This window comes from Flavobacterium sp. N1736 (genome assembly GCF_025947065.1).
Lineage (GTDB): Bacteria > Bacteroidota > Bacteroidia > Flavobacteriales > Flavobacteriaceae > Flavobacterium.
Genome location: NZ_CP109994.1, coordinates 1893470 through 1913943, shown reverse-complemented (window position 1 = coordinate 1913943; position 20474 = coordinate 1893470). Strand labels below are relative to the sequence as shown.

Here is a 20474-nt window from a genome sequence, read left to right as displayed (position 1 = left end):
ATCCCTTCTGTTTAGAAGGGATTTTACGGTAACAACGTGTTACTTAAATTTAGTTAATGTAGTTAAAATATTTTTAAGAGTTAATCGCAATTCCGGTTTTTGTTTTCATCAACGGAATAACTTTACTTTCTGTCGATTTAAGGTTTTCCATAATCAAACGTGCTGTTAAAAAACAAACTGTTGATTCTGCACCCTGATTCAGGTTTACATTTTCTTTTTCTAAACCATCATATCCGCCGCCGCTTACGGGATTGTACATGATTTGATTTAAATGATTTTTTCCTAAAAACCAGTTAAACGCAATTTTCATCTGGCGTTTGTATTCCGGTGTTTTAAAAGCGTTGTAGAATGAATTTAAGGTTTGAATCATGTATGAAACATCAATTGGCTGTTCTCCATATTCCTGTGGTTCAGAGTCTTTATGATACCAACCGTTATTAGAAATTACTTTGAAGTTATCGCCATTGTATGTTTTCGAAATCAGGAATTCAAGTGATTCTAAAGCTACTTTTTTGTAAATAGGTTTATTGGTCACCAAATAAGCACAAAGCATAGATTCTGGCAAAATTCCGTTTCCGTAAGTTAAATAATCTTCAAACCATCTCCAGTCTTTTGTTGCATGAATTTCATAATTAGATAGCAATTTTGCATTCAATTTATTGATAATTGCGGCTACATATAAGTTAGGAACGGCAGAATGATATAAATATAATCCTTTTGTTGCAAAACCTATTGAACGTGGCGATTGTATGGTTTCTGCCCATTTCAAGGCATTTAATAAACATTTTGATGCTTTTTTAGCAATGGCTTCCGGCAGGATTTTTCCAATAGAAACTACAGTTCCCAAAGCCCAGATTCCGCGTGCGTTTGAATCTTCCAGATTAACTTCGGCATTTTGTTCGATATGTTCACGGTTGTTTTTGTCAACATAATTCATAAAATTACCTTTTGGTTTTTGACAGCGCTCGATAAAATCCAAATAAATTAAAATATATGGTAAATCGTCTTTATCTTCTGTAAGTTTATAGTGCATACAAAAGGCAACGAGCGCTCTGGCATTATCATCTAAGGTATATCCTGACTCAAGATCTGGAATAGAAATATTACTGAATTGGATAATTCCAAGTTCTGTAGTCATTTTTTTGACATGTGCCAATTCAATTGAAGGATAACTGAATTTAATTTCAGTAGAATCTTCGATCAGTTTTTTATAGGTATTGATGTGTACAATGGCGATGTTTTCCCAAGATGAAGCGCGGGTTTTTCTAAAGGCATTTTTACCCATTTCTTCTCTCAGATTTTCATCTGAAAGTAATTTTATTGCTGCAGCTGCAAATTGTTCTTCATCTCCAATATCAACCAAAATCCCTGAATCTTCGGTAAGAACTTCTTTGGTATGCGGAATTTTTGATGCCACTATCGGACAAGCGCAACTCATTGCATACGAGAATGTTCCGCTCACTGCCTGGTTTGGATCTTTTGATGTAAACAGATAAATGTCTGTTGCTTTTAAGTAATCTAAAAGCTCTTCTGTTTCAAGATATTGGTTAATGAAACGCACATTATCATGAAGATCTAATTCGTTTACAATGCCTTCCAGTTTTTCACGATACGTATCAACGCCGTCAATAATTAAATTTGGATGTGTTCTGCCAATAATCAGATAAAGTGCATTTGGCGTGTTTTCAACAATTTTTCGTAAGGCTCTTAAACCTGTTTCGATATTTTTTCCTTCACCCAAAAGTCCAAAAGTTGACAGCACTTTTCTGTCTTCCATTCCAAATTTTACTTTTGCAGTTTCCGGTGCTTCGTATACTACAACGTGAGTTCCGTGTGATATAGTTGTAATAGTTTGCTCCTGAATATTGTAATCATTGATCAATATTTCTTCAGATCTTTTTGTCATTACAAATACTGAATTGCTGTAACTCAAAAGTAATTTTACAAACGTTTTTAGTTCGTTATTCGGGTTAGGAAGTACGGTGTGAAATGTAAAAGTCACGGGTTTTTTAATCACATTTAAGAAATCTAATAAATGGTCGCCGTAATTTCCGCCAAACAATCCAAATTCATGTTGAATATGAACAAGTTTAACGCTTTCGTCATTATTTATTTCTTCGGCAACTTTGGCGTATTCTTCTCTGTTTTTAGTATTTAAAGTAAAAGCCTGCGTTGATTTTGCGTTTGGTTTGTCAACCAGTTCGCAAATTTCGCATGAGATTGATTTACCAAAAACATCGGTAATACCTTTTATTGTATCCTGCGTGTAAGTAGCAATTCCACATTGTGTTGGTGGAAATGTTGATAAAAAAACTATTTTTGATTTATTAGATATTGCTTTCATGGGGATTACTTTTTAGTTCGTTTAATAAGTCATTTAGGTTCGTAGAGGCAACTGCAATTTTATCATCGGCAGCGCCATAATATATATATAATAGGTCATCAAAAATTGCGGTTCCCGTGGGGAAAACAACATAGTTTACATAGCCATGGCGTTCGTAATATTCTGATGGTGTTATTAAAGGTATTTTTAGTCTTGACAATACAATTTGCGGATTGTTAAGATCCAGCAATGCGGCACAGGCGTGATATACTAATCCTTTTTCTCTCTTTTCGGCAGCGTGATAAATAAGGAGCCATCCGTCAGGAGTTTCGATAGGAGGGGCGCCTGGCCCAATATGACTTGTTTCGTGGTCATATTTTGGTTCCATTACAAGATAATCAGGAAGGTTTTTTAAATAATCTTTCCAAAAATCTTCTGTTAGTTCCTTTTTGTTTTCAAAACTAAATATTTGTATGGACGGAAATAAGCGGTGCAATCCAACAAATTTTCCGTTTATTTTTTTTGGAAATAAAACCACGTTTTTGTCCCATACAAATAGGTTCTCTTTAATAGTTTCTGTCAAAGGATAATTTCTTTCGACATTAAAAGCAAGTATTTTGGCTATACTTGGATTTTGCAAATGCTTTCTTATGAGGTTTGTAAAATCATGCAAGATGAATCTTGGTGTGATAATTCCTTTCTTTTTAAATTTTTTTAAATCTTTTGAAACCGCCAGCGCTCCACAAGCATTAATACCGTCGTACGTTACATAAGTAAGGTAATACAAATCGTCTATTTTTGAAATTCGCGGATCTTCAACACCGTGAATCTCATAAATATATTCAGGCACAAATATGGGTTCTGTATTTCTTTCTGCCAGGGTCAATGGTCCTTCGAATCGACAATAACCTACAGTAGAAAAGTTACCTTTTTTTGCAGCTCTGTAAAACATGTGTACTGAATTTCCTTCCTGAAAAATGGCTGGATTTAAAACGCCTAATTCTTCAAAAGGCCTTTCGGTTTTTTCTAATATGACACCATGTTTTGTAGCTAAATCCATACGTTGTTCGTAATTTTTATCTAAAATTAGAACTAAGGCAACGGCAGGATTAATCCAATCGCTTAAAAAATTAACTCAAAAGCATTTTCATGGGAATTCTATAAACCTCAAAATAAAATTATAATACTTATTGCTAATTTACTGATTTATTGTGTTTTGTAATTGATTGGGATAATAAAATAATGGATAGAGTTAAGATAGATTTATATTAAGAAAGAAATTTGAATAACAAACAGACCTAAAAGGTCATATTTATAAATTAAAAAAGAAATCATATGTTACGTTGGACAGTCATTTTTATTATTCTAGCTATAGTAGCAGGAATATTTGGTTTTGGCGGAATTGCCGCTGGAGCCGCTAGTATTGCTAAAGTTTTATTCTTCATATTTATCGTATTATTTATACTTTCATTAATAAGCGGAAGAAGAAAAGTTTAGTAATAAATTGATTAATTATATAGACAAAAAAAAGCGACACTTTGGGGAGTGTCGCTTTTTTTGTTTTTATTCATACGTAAACCCGACAGGTTTTTAAAACCTGTCGGGTTTCTCGTTAGATCTATTTAAAAGAATAAAATTTTCTCACTATAAATGCAATTGGAAATCCGATACAAAATATTAAAATCAAGATTGAAAGCAGTAATGGAAAATCGAAATGTTTAGCCGGTAAAACCGGAAATACAATGGGTAAAACAATAAGATTCATGATTATCCAGACAAAAATTCCGTATAGAATTCCGGAAAATAAAGCGCTCTTTTTTAAAAATGGCAAATAGGGATAAACAGTAAAATAGAACCAGGCAAAAATAAGGGCAATTATAAAGTGTAAACCCAAACCATACCACGCCATTTGTGAACCGCCGCTATAGGCTTCTTTTTTAAAAATACTGCTGGCAATAGATTGCAGAATTTTTATTGGAGTTGTTTTTTCTAATAGTATCGCATAGATAATAATCGCAGCCAAAATATCGAGCGTTCCGGCAATTAATCCTGATAAAAAAATAGTACCCGCTTTTGATTTCATATAATGTGTTTATAGTTTTGTAACATAATTAAAAATATCATGTAATTGCTTTGTATGTCTTTGAGCATGAACAAGTCCGAAATTAACCCACTCCAGAATTGTGAATTTTCCAAAACCCGGAACTTCAAAATCAAGACATGTCAATGTTAAATCAAAATTTTCAGATGCCGTTAGTAACTCAGATTCTATAGTAAGCAGAGATAAAGTCAGCGAATTTTTATTGTAGTCTTTAATCTCCGGTTTTATGAAATCCGGTGAATCCATTTTTGTATTGAAGTTTAAAAAAAGAGCTTCAATTTCTTTGACTTTTTCATCAGGTTTTCTGGTTGTTTTTTCTGTTTTTCCGGCAAATAAATCGGGATAACCGGAACAGGCAAGAATAATATGCTGCGCTGTTTGTCCGCCGGTCCAGCTTCCTTTGTATGGCACGGTATTTAGTTCACTTTCAGAAAACTCAGAAAGGATTGCGTTTAATTTTTTAAATGTTTCAACGATATTTTTTTGAAGTTCTTCTTTCATTTTTCTTCCTTTAAATTGTCAGTTTATTGACGGATGTTATCCACCAAATATTTCCAAACGGATCTGTTACGCCACAAGTTCTGCCATAATCCTGATCGCTTAATTCCATTAAAACGCTGGCACCTTCCTGAACTGCTTTTTTAAAACTTTCATCGGCATCAGGAACATACACAAACAAGTTGGCATTTTGTACTTTCCAGTCTTTTGTTTCGTCTGTCACCATAATTGTACTGGTGTGAATCGTGATTTCTGCATGTTGTACAGTTCCGTCTTCACGCAAAATAGGCGCTTGCAATGTGGTAGCATTGAAAACGTTTTTGGTGAAATCTATAAATTTTAATGCTCCGTTTACAATTAAATAGGGCATTACAACCTGATGGTTTTTTGGAATATTCATTTTTGATTGATTTAATATTAGAGGTATTCCAAATTTACGATTTTAATTTAAACTTCTAAAAATCAATATTTTATATTTATTTATGGAAGCGCTTCACAATGAAAACCATAGGAATTTAAAAGTTCGATGATTTTATTATTTGGAATAGAAACGGCATGAATGCGTAAAATCTTGTCGCAATCTTCGAGATCAAAATTGATGATACTGTTTGGGAAATGTTCAAGAAGTTTCCCCACAATCATTTTTGATTGCTCCATTTCCTGAACATTTGTTTTAAAAACTTCTATCATCGTTTTCCGAATTTACAAAGCAATATTTTTGTAACGCTCAATTTTATGATGATAGATATAAGAAATTACCAAAATCACCAGAAAAATTAAAGGAAAGAAGGATTGAAAATCAACGCCGTCAACAGCAAAATGACTTATTGAAGCAAATATAAAATCGAAAGCAAAACCTGCATAAGCCCATTCCTTAACACGATTTGATACTTGCGGAATCACTAATATCAATACGCCCAGAATTTTAAAAACAACTAATGCATTCCCAAAATATTCAGGATATCCAAGATGTTTGATTCCTTCTTTTGCCAGTTCTGTCTGAGAAGTCAGTGCGGGCATAACGCCTTCAAATAGAAAAATAATAATAGTTGTAATCCAGAAAATAATTTTTGCTTTTTTCATTAGTTTGTATTTTAAATGGTTATTAGTTAATTACTTCATACAAATCTACTATTGTTTTCTTTTTATCAAATAGGTATTTGCGACTATTTTAGGGTCATTTGCGACAGATGTTTGATTTTGGATTTTAGACTTTAGATTTTAGACTTTAGATTTTAGATTTTAAATTTTAGATTGGAGTTGTTTACATAATTAATAAGAGAGTAAAAAAAAATCCGCGATAATCCGTGTTTTCGCTTGCGAATCCGTGTCATCCGCGTTCATAAATACATGTTATAAACTTTAGTTGATTGAGCAAGTACGGTTACTTCGTTCCTCGCAATGACTAAGATTGGAGTTGTTTACATAATTAATAAGAGAGTAAAAAAAATCCGTGATAATCCATGTTTTCGCTTGCGAATCCGTGTCATCCGCGTTCGAAATTACGTGTTATAAACTTTAGTTGATTGAGCAAGTGAGGTTGCTTCGTTCCTCGCAATGACAAAGATTGTGTATTTACATAAAAAGAGAATAAAAAAATCCGCGATAATCCGTGTTTTCGTTTGCGAATCCGTGTCATCCGCGTTAGAATTTACATGTTATAAACTTTAGTTGATTGAGCAAGTGCGGTTGCTTCTTTCCTCGCAATGACAAACTGAGTTAAAAACAAAAAAAACGCTGCAAAACCGAAGTCTCACAGCGTAATCTCAAATAAATAATTAAAACGGGTATTATCTCCAACCGCCGCCTAAGGCACGATATAACTCGGTATTGGCAGAAAGTTGTTCTCTTTTTATGTTTGCTAATTCTAATTCGCTTTGCAGTAAATTCGCTTGCGCAGAAAGTACTTCAAGATATTCAGCCATTCCGTTTTTGAATAACAAATTCGAATTTTTAATCGCTTGCTGCAACGTTTTTACGCGTTCCTGTAAAAAAGATTCCTGTAGTTCTAATTTTTCGACTTTAACCAAAGCATCAGATACTTCGCTTACGGCAACTAAAACCGATTGTCTGAAATTTAAAACTGCTTTTTCTCTTTCTGCAACAGCGATATTATATTGTGTTCTTACTCTTTTATTGTTCAGTAAAGGTTGTGTTAAACCTCCGGCAACGGTTCCGAATAATGATGCCGGAATGTTGAACCAATTACTGGTTTCGAAAGAGTTTACGCCACCTTGCGCTGTAATTTTAAGCGAAGGATATAAATCTGCTTTTGTGATTCCAACATTTGCGTTGGCCACTTTCAAAGCTAATTCGGCACTTTTTACATCTGGTCTTCTGCTTACCAAAGTAGACGGAATTCCGATTGCTGCGTTGTTTTTAACTTCAATTGCACTTAATTTAATGCTTCTTTGTTTTGAGTTTGGAAATGATCCTGTCAATACGCTCAAAGCATTTTCCTGAATGGCAATATTTTGTTCTAATAACGGTATCAATTGCGCAGCGTTTAATTTCTGTGCTTCTGATTGCTGAATTGCCAACGATGTTACCTGACCTGCATCATATTTTAATTTGATAATGCTTGTTGTACTATCATTTAATTTCAGATTTTGTCTGGCGATTTCTAATTGTGCATCCAACATTAAAAGATTGTAATATCCTTTTGAAACATTGGCTACGATATTAGTCTGCAAGGCTTTTTTAACTTCTTCTGATTGAAGATAACCTGCATAAGCGCCTTTTTTCTGACTGCGGATTTTTCCCCAGATATCAGCTTCCCAGGAAAGTGTTGCTCCGGCAGAATAATCGTCAATATGTTTTTGACCTAAAGCCTGGCTAAGGTTTTTTCCTGTAAAACTATTGTCAGACGGATTGCTTGTACTTGCTGTTACAGATAAATTTACCTGAGGAACATTTCCCCATTTTGATTGTGTGAATCTGTATTGTGCAATTTCGATGTTTTTAGTTGCAATCTGCAAATCGTTATTTCTGGCTACAGCACTATCAATCAATTGAATAATATCTTTTTCTGTAAAGAAATTTTTCCACTCCACATCTCCAATACTTGTTGTGTCTGTTGAAGTTGATGCATTCCTGAAATTTTCAGGAAATGCATCTTTTGGAGTTTCAATATCCTTAGAAACTTTACAGGATATTATTGTGGTGATCAAAATAGCGACCATCACGATTTTGGTTATATACTTTTTCATTTTATATGTTGTCATTAAATTTCTGTACAAGTATCGTTTCTGTTATCCAGATCTTTAGCGATTTTGTACGATATATAGGCGATGCCAAAAATGATGGTCACCAGAATTGTCGTTATATAATTTTCCATATTTAGTGGTGTTCTTCATTATGAATTACGGCTACCGGTTTTCCGGAAACTCTTTCTTGTAAATGTTGGAATACGATAAATAAAACCGGAATGATTAACAACCCAAGAATTACTCCCGAAACCATACCTCCGGCGGCACCAATACTAATGGAGTGGTTACCCTGAGCCGATGGTCCTGTGGCGCTCATCATCGGAATTAATCCTACTACGAAAGCCAGTGATGTCATGATAATTGGACGCAAACGTAATTTTGCAGCGTCGATGGAAGCTTTTACTAATGCCTGACCTGATTTTCGTTTCTGCACGGCAAATTCGACAATCAAAATGGCATTTTTAGCGAGCAGTCCAATAAGCATAACTAATGCAACCTGTACATAAATGTTGTTTTCGATTCCTGTTAAACCAATAGCTACGAATACTCCAAATATACCTGCAGGTATCGATAAGATTACTGCTAAAGGCAAAATGTAACTCTCATACTGTGCAGCAAGTAAGAAATAGATGAATATCAAACACAGTAAGAAAATTGTTGCCGATTGACCTCCTGAAGAAATTTCTTCACGGGTTTGTCCTGAGAATTCAAAACCATAACCTGCAGGTAATTGTTGTGCTGCAACTTCTTCAATGGCTTTAATGGCATCTCCGGAACTAAATCCAGGTTTCGGAATGGCATTTATACCAATTGAGTTAAATAAATTATATCTCGAAGCGGTTTCTGAACCATAAATACGGCTTAGTTTTACTAAGGTATTTAACGGAACCATTTCGCCATTTTTATTTTTTACAAATACGCGGTCAATTGCTGATGGATCTGCTCTGTCTGCAATATCTGCCTGAACAACCACTCTGTAATATTTACCAAATCGGTTAAAATCAGATGCTTGTGCGCTACCAAAATAAGCCTGCATGGTTTGCAGAATGTCTTTTACTTTTACACCCAATTGATCTGCTTTTGCATCATCAATATCCAATTGTAATTGTGGATAATCGGCTTTGAAACTGGTAAAGGCTACAGCAATTTCCGGACGTTTCATCAATTCTCCAATAAAGTTTTGAGAGATTCCACTAAATTTATCCAGTTTTCCTCCGGTTTTATCCTGAAGTACTAAATCTAAAGCTTCAACATTACTAAATCCAGGAACGGTTGGAAAACTAAATACGAAGAAACTTCCGCCTGAAATCGCGCCTAATTTGCCACGGACTTCATTCATGATTTCGTCAATATTTTTAACTTTTCCACGTTCTTCATTTGGTTTAAGCAATACGAAAACTACTGCAGAAGACGGGCTTGTAGAATTGGTCAATAAGTTGAAACCTGAAATCGCGGTTACAAATCGTGATGCATCTAAACCTCTTAAAGTGTTTTCTGCCTGAGTCATTACTTTTTGAGTTCCGTCAAGAGATGTTCCGGAAGGTGTGTTCATAGCAATTGCGATAAATCCCTGATCTTCTGTTGGAATAAATCCTGTAGGTGTTGTTTTAACCATTACCACTGTTGCGAAAGTAATTAAAGCCAAACCTCCCAAACTAACCCATTTGTTACGAATTAAGAATTTTAATCCGCCTACATAACGGTTTGTTAATGAATCAAAACTTTTGTTGAATCCGTTAAAGAATCTTTGTTTAAATCCTTGTTTTACATAAGGAGCACTTCCATCTGCATTTGCTGCGTGATTATCTTTTAAGAATAAAGCGGCAAGGGCAGGGCTCAATGTTAAAGCGTTTACAGCTGAAATTACAATTGCAATTGCCATCGTAAAGGCAAACTGACGATAGAAAACTCCTGTTGAGCCTTCCATAAAACCAACCGGCAGGAATACAGCAGCCATTACCAGCGTAATCGAGATAATAGCACCCGTAATTTCGTGCATTGCTTCATGTGTCGCTATTTTTGGAGACAAATGTTTATGCTCCATTTTTGCGTGCACGGCTTCGACAACCACAATTGCATCATCTACCACAATACCAATCGCCAGAATTAAAGCGAAAAGCGTTAAAAGGTTGATCGAAAATCCGAATAATTGCATGAAGAAGAACGTTCCTAAAATTGCTACAGGTACAGCAATAGCCGGAATTAATGTTGATCTAAAATCTTGCAAGAAGATAAATACCACAATAAATACCAGGATAAAAGCTTCTAATAAAGTGTGTTTTACCTGATCAATAGATTGATCTAAAGATACTTTTGTGCTATAGAAAATATTGTGTTTAATACCGGATGGAAAATCTTTTGATGCTTTAATCATCAGTTTGTTAATCGCAACCTGAATATCATTTGAGTTTGAACCCGCTAACTGAATTACTCCAATTACAATTCCTTTTTTACCATTTAAACGTGTTAAACTGTTGTAAGAATAAGCACCAAGCTCAACTCTGGCAACATCTTTTAAACGTAGAATCGAACCATCAGAATTAGAACGAATCGCAATATTTTGGTAATCTTCCGGTTTGGTTAATTTTCCTTTGTATTTAATTACGTATTCAAAAACTTCTTTACTTCTTTCTCCAAATTTACCCGGAGCAGCTTCTAAACTTTTGTCCTGAATGGCTGCCATAACTTCGTTTGGCGTAACATTATAAGTTGACATTTGAGTTGGATTTAACCAAACTCTCATCGAATAATCTTTAACTCCACCAAAAATACTGGCAGAACCTACACCCGGAATACGTTTAATTTCAGGAATAATATTAATTTGAGCATAATTGGCAACAAAAGTCTGATCGTATTTCGATTCATCTTCTGTATACATACCAATCGCCATGATAAAGCTGTTTTGTTGTTTTGCGGTAATTACACCTTGCTGAACAACTTCTGCAGGCAACTGACTTGTCGCCTGAGCAACTCTGTTTTGTACGTTAACCGCAGCCTGATCGGCATCTGTACCTAATTTAAAGAAAACAGTAATAGCTAAAGTACCATCGTTACTGGCAGTAGAACTCATGTACGTCATGTTTTCAACACCATTTATAGATTCTTCCAGAGATGGTGCAACAGAACGTAAAACCGTTTCTGCATTCGCTCCCGGATAAACTGCTGTTACCAAAACCGATGGCGGTGCAATATCAGGAAACTGTTGTAAGGGCAATTTTGTGAGTCCAAGTACACCTAATATCACCAATAAAATGGAGATAACGGTTGCCAGTACAGGTCTTTGTATAAATATTTTGAACATTTTCGTAAAAATTATTTTTTATTAATGATTTGCGCAACCTCACCAGTTGCTTTTTGAGGCTGGATTACTTGTCCTTCCTGTAATTTGTCGATACCGCTTAAAACAATTTGATCACCAGATTTTACACCATCGCCAATAAGATAGTTAGTTCCGCTTTTACCAATAATTGTGATAGGCATTTTGTTTACTTTATTGTCTTTGCCCAGAGTGAAAACAAACACTTTATCCTGCATTTCTATCGTAGCCGATTGTGGAACAAGAATTGCATCGCCGTGTTCAATTCCTAAACGAATTTTTCCTGTATTTCCAGAACGTAAAGTTCCGTTTGCATTAGGAAAAGTTGCTCTTAACGTAATTGCTCCTGTGTTTTTATCAAACTGACCGTCGACCATATCAATTTTTCCTGATTTGCCATAAGCACTGTTATCAGCAAGAACTAAAGTTACCGGAGGTAAATTTTTGATTTTATCTCCAATTGTATTTCCTGCGTATTGTGATTTAAATTTGATGAAATCAGTTTCTCCTAAAGAAAAATAAACAAAAACTTCATGTACATCAGATAATTTTGTTAATGGCTCAATATCAGATGCTGAAACTAAACTTCCTTGTTTTTTAGGCAATCTTCCAATATAGCCACTTACCGGAGCTGTCACATTGGTATATCCTAAATTAATTTTGGCAGATTCTACCATTGCTCTTGCTTGTTCGATATTTGCAGCAGCAATTTTTTGAGAAGCTTTAGCCGTTTTTAACTGATAATCAGAAACTACTTTGTTTTGTACCAAAGGCGTTAATTTATCAACTTCTAACTGAGCGTTTATCAAAGCAGCTTCATAAGCGTGAAGACTTGCCAAAGCATTGTTTAGTTGCTCACGAAACGGACGTTCGTTTATTTTGAATAAAGTCTGACCTTTATTTACATATGCACCTTCATCTACCAAAACGCGATCAAGGTTTCCGCTTACTTGCGGACGAATTTCAACATCAACAGTTCCTTGTATAGAAGCAGGATATTCAGCATCAGTAACAGCACTTGAATTCTGGATAGCTAAAACAGGCAATAGTGGAGCCGCAGCTACAGGGGCCTGTTGTTTATCTGCACAACTGCTTAGTACAAGCGCAAGAATAAAGCTGGTTATAATTACATTTTTCATTTTAATTTTAGTTTTAATTTGTTGGACATTCTCGTTTTTATATTTATTTGTGGTATTATCTGAATTCATATTTAAGTCTATTAAATTTTCTAACGTTGTTAAGTAAATTGATGCAAAAATTCATATAATAATGCATTCGAATTATGTTTCATAAATCGGTATTAAATTATTTATCGCTGTTAAGTAAAGGGCTAAAAAAAGCTTTTATTACTCTATTAAATTTTCTAACGTTGTTAAGTAAAATTGTAAAAAAAAAGGATTTGCAAATTTACCCATTAAATCATTTATCACTGTTAAGTTAAAATGAAATTTTTTTTATTGTATTGATTTTATGATTCCACCAATCGCATCTTTCAGAATTTGATTGTTGATGGTTTCCATGACCTCACTTCTGTTAATAATATTAATCGCGATTAAACCGTGAATAACAGAAAAGAAAGTAAAATATTTTTGTTTGATTACTTCCGGACTTGGATTACTGTTTTTCATAATTTCAGCAATCACCGCAGTAAATAATTTATATGGAGCTTCGGCAGCAGAACATTGTTGAGAACAACAGTTCATTTGTACGCCAAACATAACCTGATACATTTCAGTATCTGTAAAAGCAAAATCCCAATATGCCATCCACATTGCTTCGATTTGATCTTCGGGTTTTTCAAATTTAGCTTTAGCAATTTGAAGTTCTTTAGCCAATTTGATAAAACCTTTACCGGTCAATTCATTTAAAATTGCATCCTTATTTGAGAAATATTCATAAATGATAGGAGCAGTATATTCAATTTTGTCAGCAATCTTTCGCATACTCAGACCTTGCCATCCTTCTTCTTTTACGATAGCATAAGCAGCTTCAAGAATATTGTTTCTTGTCTCTTCTTTTTGTCTTAAAATACGATCTTTACTTGCCATTTTATATAAGTATTAAATTGTTTAACACCGTTAGGCAAATGTATGACGGTTTTTCTAATTATAATATAAATTAGTTATAATTTTTTCTTATCACTGCATAGATGTTGAAAAACAAGGCTTTTCCAAAGGTTTTAAATTATAAAAAATTTTGTTTTTATTGAAATTTGAATTCTTTTTAAGAATTTTTTAAGATTTATTTATTGGCAGAAACGTCGCCGAAATTAAAAAGGATAAAAAAGTTGATCACAACTTCCAGAATTTTCAGGAGCAAACCAGTTTGTTATCAAGAAACATTTGTCCCGCTGTTCACTATATCTTTTTCTGTCTAAAGAAGCCAGAAAAAGGATGCCGTTTCCATCGGGGCTAGGCGAGAAAACATCTTTTCATAAGATTTTCATTGTAAATGATGTAAATCATCAAAAAATGATATATATAATTCATCTTTAACCGGACTAAAGTCCGGCTCTGCAATATGTATCATTCCTCCGGAATTTTAAATCTATTTGTGTCATCATTAAAATGATTATAAAAGTTAAAAAAAGCAATAGGCTCGGTCTATTTTGTAGAGCTGGACTTTAGTCCAGTTTAAAATAGATTTGTTATATAGTAGTACAATTCAAAATTACCAGCGACAAATATGTACAAAACCATAATCGATTTGTACAATTATTTGCTTTTTCATTGTATGTACCTTTGTAATATTAGTTTAAATCAAAACATAAAAAAATGAAAGCAATAGGATTTAAAACCTCATTATCAATAGAAACGGAAGATAGTTTTATAGAATTTGAAACTCCAAAACCAATTCCGGACGGACATAATTTATTAGTGAAAATTCAGGCTGTTTCGGTTAATCCCGTAGATTTTAAAATACGCCAGAATAGCGCCAAAGAAACCATTTTAGAAACCCCAAAAATTATAGGCTGGGATGCCGTAGGAATTGTAGAAGCTATTGGTGATCAGGTTAGTTTATTCAAAGTTGGTGACGAAGTTTATTATGCCGGAGATCTTAACAAACAAGGCAGTAACGCAGAACATCAAGTTGTTGACGAACGCATTACAGGTAAAAAACCGAAATCGTTAAGTATAGAACAAGCTGCCGTAATGCCGCTAACAGGTTTAACGGCCTGGGAAATATTGTTTGACAGAATTCGTATCGATCCTGAAAAAGATAAAGGCAAAACCATTTTAATAATTGGCGGAGCAGGCGGAGTAGGTTCGATTGCGATTCAATTGGCAAAAAAAGTAGCAGGATTAACCGTAATTGCTACAGCTTCCCGTTCTGAATCAATAGAATGGTGTAAACAACAAGGCGCCGATTTTGTAGTAAATCATAAAAATTTGATTGAAGAAGTTCGCAGCGCAGGTTTTCAGCACGTTGATTTTATTTTAGATTTTGTAGATGTTAATCAGTATTGGAATGCCTTTGCAGAGTTGATAAAACCTCAGGGACATATTGGTTCTATTAGTGATCCTGTCGAAAATGTAAATCTTCGTCAACTAAAAGGAAAAAGTGCCAGTTTTCATTGGGAATTGATGTTTACACGTTCCATGTTTCAAACAGAAGATATGATAGCGCAACATCATATTCTAAACCAATTAGCTGATTTATTGGACAGCGGTACGATTCAATCTACCTTAAAAACTACTTTAAACGGTTTAACAGTTTCTAATTTAAAAAAAGCACATCAGCTATTAGAATCCGGAACAACAATTGGTAAAATTGCTATTAAATTTTAAAAAGCCAAAAAAGAATAGAAAGAAAAGCAAGCTTAATAAAGTTTGCTTTTTTTATAGTCAATAGTTTTTTAATACTAATAAAATTGAATCATTATAATTTGCTCAAAATTTTTAATTTAAAATATAAATATATTCTTACTTTTGAATTGTTTTTTAACAGAGAAAAGTTAATCACTAAATTTATTTTTTTAATTAAAATTGATAGTAATTTCACTATCTTTGTAAGGTCATTTATAAATGAAGTCAAGAGAATTTATTAGAGAAGCCATGAGAAATGGCTGGGTATTCTTGAGACAAGGTAAAGGGAGTCATGAGATTTATGAGAAAGAAGGAAAACAAGTTGTAATTCCTAATCACGGATCAAAAGAAATTGGAAAAGGATTAGAACAAAAATTAAGGAAAGAAATGGGGTTTTAACTTCTGTTAAATATAAAACTATGAAGACAATTAAAATTATTATTGAAAGAAACGAAGATGGTTTTTGGGGTTATGCAGAAAACGAAAAAGCAATTGTTGGTGGTGGTAATACTGTTCAGGAATGTAAACAAGATGTATTAGATTGTATAGAAACTTTAAAAGATTTAGATGCTAACAATAAACCATCTTTTCTTGAAAAAGATTATGAATTAGCATATAAGTTTGATACCGCCAGTTTATTGAATTATTACAAAGGAGTTTTTACCAACTCAGCTTTAGAACGAATTACGGGTATAAATCAAAAACAAATACAGCATTATGCGTCTGGTCACCGAAATCCAAGATTAGAGCAACGCCTAAAAATAGAAACGGCACTGCATAATTTAGGAAAAGAACTTTTAGCCGTAGAATTATAAACTTTTATTTTTTTCTCCATTTCATTTTTTTGTATTATTACAATAAAAAATCATGAAACTGTCAACCGCCATTAAAATTGCAATAGTGATTTTAATAACCCAAACCGCACAATCTCAGGAAGTAAAAAAAGAAACAAATTCAACCGAGACAAAATACACTATTGAAAACTGCGTCAACCACTTTGAATTAGACAAAGCCACAAAAACCAAAGCAGGTTATCAATATTGGTTTGCCGATAAAAACTTTACTCAGGAAAATACACTCAAAATGAGTATCGTTGAACCCGGAAAATCAACACACGCGCCACATCATCACGTCGAAGAAGAATTCTTTTATATTCTCGAAGGAACAGCACAATTTTATTTAGATGGAAAAACCGCTATAGCGGGACCAAATACCAGTTTTTACTGTCCGTCAAATGTTGAACACGGCATTAGTAATGCAGGAAATACCGATTTGAAATATTTGGTTATTAAGAAAGATTTGAAGTAAAGAATTTTTGTTTCTATAATCAATTTTGTTATTTCGACGAAAGGAGAAATCACCCTTGAAACTCTTCAAAGAAAATCGATAATCTTTGTCGATATACGAGTGTGATTTCTCCTTTCGTCGAAATGATATACTTTGTGTTAAAACCTTGCGGTTTTGCGAGATTAATTATTGTTGCGATAAAGTTTCCAATATTTTTTCTAAATTATCAATCGTCATTTTAAAGCCTTGAACAAAGCCCATTTCAATCATTTTTTCCATTCGTTCAAGAGATTCATTAAAAATCGTAATATTCACTTCTGTTATGCCGTTTTGTTCACTAAAAACATAATCCCAGTCAGAACCCGGCAGTTCGCGGTTTTCATTTTCGTCTGCAAATGCATTATGCATTTTAAAATTAGTTTTTGGCGTAATAGAAGTATATTCCTGAACCGCCCAGCGTTCTAGTCCTTCGGGACTTACCATTGCATAGAATCGTCGTCCGCCAACTTCAAAATTCATGTATTTTGTTTTAGATGACCAGGGTTTTGGCGCAACCCATTGATCTAGAATTTCAGCTTTGGTAAAAGCATCCCAGACCAAAGGCAATTCTGCTGCAAATTCTCTTTTTATCGATACTGTTTTTGATGGTTTGTCAACAGTAAAATCAAATAGCAAATCGTTTTTCATTTTTTCTGATTTTTTAATAGTTAATAATATTTCGTCAGGCTGATTCAATGCGGTTTCCCAAATTTCTTTATTTTTTTTATGCATTTATCAATCTTTCTTATTTTTATTATGAAGCCAATCGGTTGCAAATATATGTGCAACTATTTGGTTTCGCAAATTTTTTTATGATTATTTTTAAAATAATTAAAAGCAGAAGGCAATTTCATCATCTTGAAACAAAAAAAATATAACACAAAGTCTGTCATTCCAAGGAACGAGGAATCTCCTAAAAAAAAACACCTTCAAACATTACGTTCAAAGGTGTTTTAAAATATATATATTGAGGCAATTATGATTCTGTTGTACTGGTATCTTTTTTGCGATACACGAGATAAAATACTTGTGGCAAAACCGTTAAGGATAAAAACATACAAGTTATCAATCCGCCAACAATCATAATGGCTAATGGTTTTTGAACTTCAGAACCCATTCCTGTAGACAATGCTGCGGGCAATAATCCTAAAGATCCCATAAGCGCAATCATCACAATAGGACGGATTCTGCTGTAAATTCCGTTTGAAATGGCATCTTTTAAATGCATTCCGGCTTGCATATTTTCTCTAATCATCCCAATGAGGACAATACTATCAATTGCACTAACTCCAAACAGAATAATAAAACCAATTCCCGCTGATATCCCAAATACGGTTCCGGTTATCCAAAGTGACAAGAATCCTCCAATAAAAGCGTAAGGCATTGCACTAATGGCAACTAATGTATCTTTAAAGTTTCCGAAATTGAAATATAAAAGACATAAAATCAAAATCAATACGACAGGAACAATCATTGCCAATTGTTTAGAAGCTCTTTCCTTACTTTCAAATTCTCCTGCCCATTTCATAACGTTTTCTTTAGGCAGTTTTACTTCTGCGGCAACTTTTTTCTGTGCTTCATCGATTGTACTTCCTAAATCTCGTCCTTCAATACTAAATCCTATGGCAATATATCGACTGTTTCCTTCGCGATAAATAAATGTTGGACCCGTTTTGTATTCTACGGTCGCAATTTCTTTCAACGGAACTTTTTTGCCATTCATGGTTGGAATCAAAATATCTTCAATTTTTTCTTTTGAGTCACGATATTCTTTTTCGAAACGTAAGCTGATATCAAAGATTTTTTCATCGTCATAAAACTTGGTTGCGGCTTGTCCTCCAATTGTCATTCGGATCACGGCTTGCGCATCTGCAGTTGTAATTGCATATCGCGCCATTTTTTCGTCGTCAAGCTGAATTCTTAATTCCGGTAAACCAATGTTTTTATAGACATTAATATCTTCAATTCCTTTTACATCTTTAATCGATTTGGCAACTTTTGCAGCCATTTTTTCAAGTTCAAAAAGGTCATTTCCAAATATCTTAATTACAAGCGGACTTTTTACTCCGGCAACATATTCCTCAACATTATCCTGAATTGGCTGGCTAAATCCAAACCCGATTCCGGGATATACATCGAGTTCTTTTTTGATCTCGGCAATTAATTGCTCTTTACTGATATCGCGTTTCCATTCGTCCTGATGTTTTAATTCGATATGCAATTCGATATTAAAAAATCCCGTTGGATCTGTTCCGTCATTTGGTCGTCCCGTTTGTGTCAGGACGAATTTTACTTCTTCAAATTTCCTTATTTTGCCTTTCATTTCTTTCGTAAGCCTTACTGCTTCATCCAGATTGATACTGTTTGGTAAAGTGGCTCTTACGTAAATCGCTCCTTCATTCAACTTCGGAATAAATTCTGAACCATAAAAAGCAAACTTGGCGCAACATAATGCTAATAAAGCAAGGAACGCATATATTGTTGTTTTACGATGTCTGGTACTCCATTGAAATAATTTAAAAAGGTTTACTCTAAAGAAACGCGAAATCATATTTTCTTTCTCAACAATATTTTTCGTCAACATGACTTTACACATTGCAGGAACATAAGTAAGCGATAAAATCAAAGATCCTAATAGCGCATAACTTAAAGTAAAGGCTAGGGGAGAGAACATTTTTCCTTCCACTTTAGTGAAAGAGAAAATTGGCATCAACGCTACAATTAAAATAATTAATGCAAAGAAAATATAAGTAGCTACACTACCCACACTTTTCTTGATAAGTCCCATTTTGCTCATGCTGTTAAAGCGTTCCATTCCTACTTTATGGGCTTTCTTTTCGAGCGACACAAAGACCTGTTCGACAATAACTAATGTTCCTTCGAGCAGCAATCCAAAATCCAGCGCTCCCATAGATATTAAATTCGCAGGTAATCCCTGAATTCTCAACATGATAATTGCAAACAAAAACGAAAGCGGAATCACTGATGCTACAATCAAGGATGTTCTCCAGTTGTAAAGGAAAATAAACACGATTAACGAGACCAATAAAATCCCTTCAACAAGGTTTTTGGTAACGGTTTTAACGGTTGTATCGACCAATTTGGTACGATCGATAAACGGAACTATTTTTACATTATCGGGTAGCACTCTTTCGTTCAGTTCTACTAAACGATCTTTAAGTCTTTTAATAACTTCACCGGGATTTTCTCCACGAAGCATCACTACAATACCTTCAACAACATCATCATCTCCATCTAAACCAACTTGTCCTAGTCTGGGTTTAGCAGATATTGTAACTTCTGCAACGTGTTTAACTAATATTGGCGACGAACCTTTGGTTTCGATCAAAATATTACCAATATCTTCAACTTTATTAATCAAACCAACACCTCTAACCACATAAGCCTGATCGCCACGCTGGATAACGTCTCCGCCAACATTGACATTACTTTTAGAAACAGCTTCGTAAACATCAAGTGCTGACAGATTATAATTTTCTAAGATAATAATATACCCAGGTTACCACTTTAATTTTTAAGATCATAAATCTTGTTTCACTAAAAATGAATTACTGAAACAACTGAAAACACAATAATTAAAATTCGTTTCTTCTTCACCTTAGGATCTATATTTGCCTGAGAAATAATTTAAACTGTTGATTACTGTTGATTACTGTTGATTATTGTTTAATTATATATAAACTATAATTCTAAACAAAGATATCATGAAAACACTTTCTAATCACATTCTGGAAAGTTTTGCTTCTGTAAAAGAAAATCAGGAAACAATTGTAGAAAATAAAATTGACAACACAGAAGAAGTTGTTAACGAGGATGAATCTTTAGAAAAAGAAAAACCGTCTGAATAAGACGGTTTTTCTTTTTTACATTTGTT

Annotated in this window: 18 protein-coding genes and 1 pseudogene; 6 read left to right on the top strand and 13 right to left on the bottom strand. The window is 33.9% G+C overall.

The window, feature by feature from the left end; all coding sequences use genetic code 11:
• Positions 1 to 73: 73 nt before the first annotated feature.
• A complete protein-coding gene (locus OLM54_RS08095) occupies positions 74 to 2344 on the bottom strand; it encodes a glycosyltransferase (RefSeq protein WP_264538085.1) in 2271 nt (756 codons plus the stop codon).
• Positions 2328 to 3383, bottom strand: a complete 1056-nt coding sequence (locus OLM54_RS08090) for a pesticidal protein Cry7Aa (RefSeq protein ID WP_264538084.1) — start codon at positions 3381 to 3383, stop codon at positions 2328 to 2330. The genes OLM54_RS08095 and OLM54_RS08090 overlap by 17 nt, the downstream gene beginning before the upstream one ends.
• Positions 3384 to 3658: 275 nt before the next feature.
• On the opposite strand from OLM54_RS08090, the gene OLM54_RS08085 reads away from it, so the two are divergent.
• A complete protein-coding gene (locus tag OLM54_RS08085; protein WP_042565425.1) occupies positions 3659 to 3820 on the top strand; it encodes a DUF1328 domain-containing protein in 162 nt (53 codons plus the stop codon).
• 121 nt (positions 3821 to 3941) lie between these two features.
• Here OLM54_RS08085 and OLM54_RS08080 read toward each other — a convergent pair whose 3' ends face one another.
• The 9 genes from OLM54_RS08080 to OLM54_RS08040 form a co-directional block, all read right to left on the bottom strand.
• Positions 3942 to 4406, bottom strand: a complete 465-nt coding sequence (locus OLM54_RS08080; RefSeq protein WP_264538083.1) for a DUF1440 domain-containing protein — start codon at positions 4404 to 4406, stop codon at positions 3942 to 3944.
• A 9-nt stretch (positions 4407 to 4415) separates the two neighbouring features.
• Positions 4416 to 4925 carry a DinB family protein gene (locus OLM54_RS08075; protein WP_264538082.1) on the bottom strand — a complete coding sequence of 170 codons (510 nt, stop codon included), beginning with the start codon at positions 4923 to 4925 and terminating at the stop codon, positions 4416 to 4418.
• A gap of 10 nt (positions 4926 to 4935) precedes the next feature.
• Positions 4936 to 5322 carry a VOC family protein gene (locus OLM54_RS08070; RefSeq protein ID WP_264538081.1) on the bottom strand — a complete coding sequence of 129 codons (387 nt, stop codon included), beginning with the start codon at positions 5320 to 5322 and terminating at the stop codon, positions 4936 to 4938.
• An 80-nt stretch (positions 5323 to 5402) separates the two neighbouring features.
• Positions 5403 to 5612, bottom strand: coding sequence for a hypothetical protein (locus tag OLM54_RS08065; protein ID WP_264538080.1), 210 nt, complete (start codon positions 5610 to 5612; stop codon positions 5403 to 5405).
• Between the two features lie 12 nt (positions 5613 to 5624).
• The gene (locus OLM54_RS08060) at positions 5625 to 6005 is read right to left on the bottom strand and encodes a DoxX family protein (RefSeq protein ID WP_264538079.1); all 381 of its coding nucleotides are present in this window, start codon (positions 6003 to 6005) and stop codon (positions 5625 to 5627) included.
• Positions 6006 to 6712: 707 nt separating this feature from the next.
• Positions 6713 to 8131, bottom strand: a complete 1419-nt coding sequence (locus OLM54_RS08055) for a TolC family protein (protein WP_264538078.1) — start codon at positions 8129 to 8131, stop codon at positions 6713 to 6715.
• A gap of 130 nt (positions 8132 to 8261) precedes the next feature.
• Positions 8262 to 11432, bottom strand: a complete 3171-nt coding sequence (locus tag OLM54_RS08050; RefSeq protein WP_264538077.1) for an efflux RND transporter permease subunit — start codon at positions 11430 to 11432, stop codon at positions 8262 to 8264.
• Between the two features lie 11 nt (positions 11433 to 11443).
• On the bottom strand, positions 11444 to 12655 hold the full coding sequence (locus tag OLM54_RS08045) for an efflux RND transporter periplasmic adaptor subunit (RefSeq protein ID WP_264538076.1): 1212 nt from the start codon (positions 12653 to 12655) through the stop codon (positions 11444 to 11446).
• 246 nt (positions 12656 to 12901) lie between these two features.
• On the bottom strand, positions 12902 to 13495 hold the full coding sequence (locus OLM54_RS08040; protein WP_264538075.1) for a TetR/AcrR family transcriptional regulator: 594 nt from the start codon (positions 13493 to 13495) through the stop codon (positions 12902 to 12904).
• 726 nt (positions 13496 to 14221) lie between these two features.
• Here OLM54_RS08040 and OLM54_RS08035 point away from each other — a divergent pair.
• The 4 genes from OLM54_RS08035 to OLM54_RS08020 all read left to right on the top strand — a co-directional run bounded on the left by OLM54_RS08035 (position 14222) and on the right by OLM54_RS08020 (position 16561).
• Positions 14222 to 15235 (top strand): zinc-binding alcohol dehydrogenase family protein, encoded by a 1014-nt coding sequence (locus OLM54_RS08035; RefSeq protein ID WP_264538074.1) that lies wholly within the window; start codon positions 14222 to 14224, stop codon positions 15233 to 15235.
• 237 nt (positions 15236 to 15472) lie between these two features.
• Positions 15473 to 15652, top strand: coding sequence for a type II toxin-antitoxin system HicA family toxin (locus OLM54_RS08030; RefSeq protein ID WP_264538073.1), 180 nt, complete (start codon positions 15473 to 15475; stop codon positions 15650 to 15652).
• A 20-nt stretch (positions 15653 to 15672) separates the two neighbouring features.
• On the top strand, positions 15673 to 16068 hold the full coding sequence (locus OLM54_RS08025) for a type II toxin-antitoxin system HicB family antitoxin (RefSeq protein ID WP_264538072.1): 396 nt from the start codon (positions 15673 to 15675) through the stop codon (positions 16066 to 16068).
• A gap of 52 nt (positions 16069 to 16120) precedes the next feature.
• Positions 16121 to 16561: a cupin domain-containing protein gene (locus OLM54_RS08020; protein ID WP_264538071.1), complete on the top strand. Its 441-nt coding sequence runs from the start codon at positions 16121 to 16123 to the stop codon at positions 16559 to 16561.
• A gap of 165 nt (positions 16562 to 16726) precedes the next feature.
• Here OLM54_RS08020 and OLM54_RS08015 read toward each other — a convergent pair whose 3' ends face one another.
• Both OLM54_RS08015 and OLM54_RS08010 read right to left on the bottom strand, forming a co-directional pair.
• On the bottom strand, positions 16727 to 17311 hold the full coding sequence (locus OLM54_RS08015; RefSeq protein WP_319802319.1) for an SRPBCC domain-containing protein: 585 nt from the start codon (positions 17309 to 17311) through the stop codon (positions 16727 to 16729).
• 244 nt (positions 17312 to 17555) lie between these two features.
• A pseudogene (locus tag OLM54_RS08010) lies at positions 17556 to 20081 on the bottom strand (efflux RND transporter permease subunit); the annotation flags it as partial.
• 223 nt (positions 20082 to 20304) lie between these two features.
• Here OLM54_RS08010 and OLM54_RS08005 point away from each other — a divergent pair.
• Positions 20305 to 20448, top strand: coding sequence for a hypothetical protein (locus tag OLM54_RS08005; protein WP_264538070.1), 144 nt, complete (start codon positions 20305 to 20307; stop codon positions 20446 to 20448).
• Positions 20449 to 20474: the final 26 nt, after the last annotated feature.

Bases quoted from the DNA above. Each gene is read 5' to 3' on its own strand.
- OLM54_RS08055 (WP_264538078.1), bottom strand. From the start codon at position 8,131: ATGAAAAAGTATATAACCAAAATCGTGATGGTCGCTATTTTGATCACC.
- OLM54_RS08095 (WP_264538085.1), bottom strand. From the start codon at position 2,344: ATGAAAGCAATATCTAATAAATCAAAAATAGTTTTTTTATCAACATTT.
- OLM54_RS08050 (WP_264538077.1), bottom strand. From the start codon at position 11,432: ATGTTCAAAATATTTATACAAAGACCTGTACTGGCAACCGTTATCTCC.
- OLM54_RS08035 (WP_264538074.1), top strand. From the start codon at position 14,222: ATGAAAGCAATAGGATTTAAAACCTCATTATCAATAGAAACGGAAGAT.
- OLM54_RS08030 (WP_264538073.1), top strand. From the start codon at position 15,473: ATGAAGTCAAGAGAATTTATTAGAGAAGCCATGAGAAATGGCTGGGTA.
- OLM54_RS08045 (WP_264538076.1), bottom strand. From the start codon at position 12,655: ATGAATTCAGATAATACCACAAATAAATATAAAAACGAGAATGTCCAA.
- OLM54_RS08025 (WP_264538072.1), top strand. From the start codon at position 15,673: ATGAAGACAATTAAAATTATTATTGAAAGAAACGAAGATGGTTTTTGG.
- OLM54_RS08075 (WP_264538082.1), bottom strand. From the start codon at position 4,925: ATGAAAGAAGAACTTCAAAAAAATATCGTTGAAACATTTAAAAAATTA.
- OLM54_RS08065 (WP_264538080.1), bottom strand. From the start codon at position 5,612: ATGATAGAAGTTTTTAAAACAAATGTTCAGGAAATGGAGCAATCAAAA.
- OLM54_RS08005 (WP_264538070.1), top strand. From the start codon at position 20,305: ATGAAAACACTTTCTAATCACATTCTGGAAAGTTTTGCTTCTGTAAAA.
- OLM54_RS08040 (WP_264538075.1), bottom strand. From the start codon at position 13,495: ATGGCAAGTAAAGATCGTATTTTAAGACAAAAAGAAGAGACAAGAAAC.
- OLM54_RS08085 (WP_042565425.1), top strand. From the start codon at position 3,659: ATGTTACGTTGGACAGTCATTTTTATTATTCTAGCTATAGTAGCAGGA.
- OLM54_RS08020 (WP_264538071.1), top strand. From the start codon at position 16,121: ATGAAACTGTCAACCGCCATTAAAATTGCAATAGTGATTTTAATAACC.
- OLM54_RS08070 (WP_264538081.1), bottom strand. From the start codon at position 5,322: ATGAATATTCCAAAAAACCATCAGGTTGTAATGCCCTATTTAATTGTA.
- OLM54_RS08080 (WP_264538083.1), bottom strand. From the start codon at position 4,406: ATGAAATCAAAAGCGGGTACTATTTTTTTATCAGGATTAATTGCCGGA.
- OLM54_RS08060 (WP_264538079.1), bottom strand. From the start codon at position 6,005: ATGAAAAAAGCAAAAATTATTTTCTGGATTACAACTATTATTATTTTT.
- OLM54_RS08015 (WP_319802319.1), bottom strand. From the start codon at position 17,311: ATGCATAAAAAAAATAAAGAAATTTGGGAAACCGCATTGAATCAGCCT.
- OLM54_RS08090 (WP_264538084.1), bottom strand. From the start codon at position 3,383: ATGGATTTAGCTACAAAACATGGTGTCATATTAGAAAAAACCGAAAGG.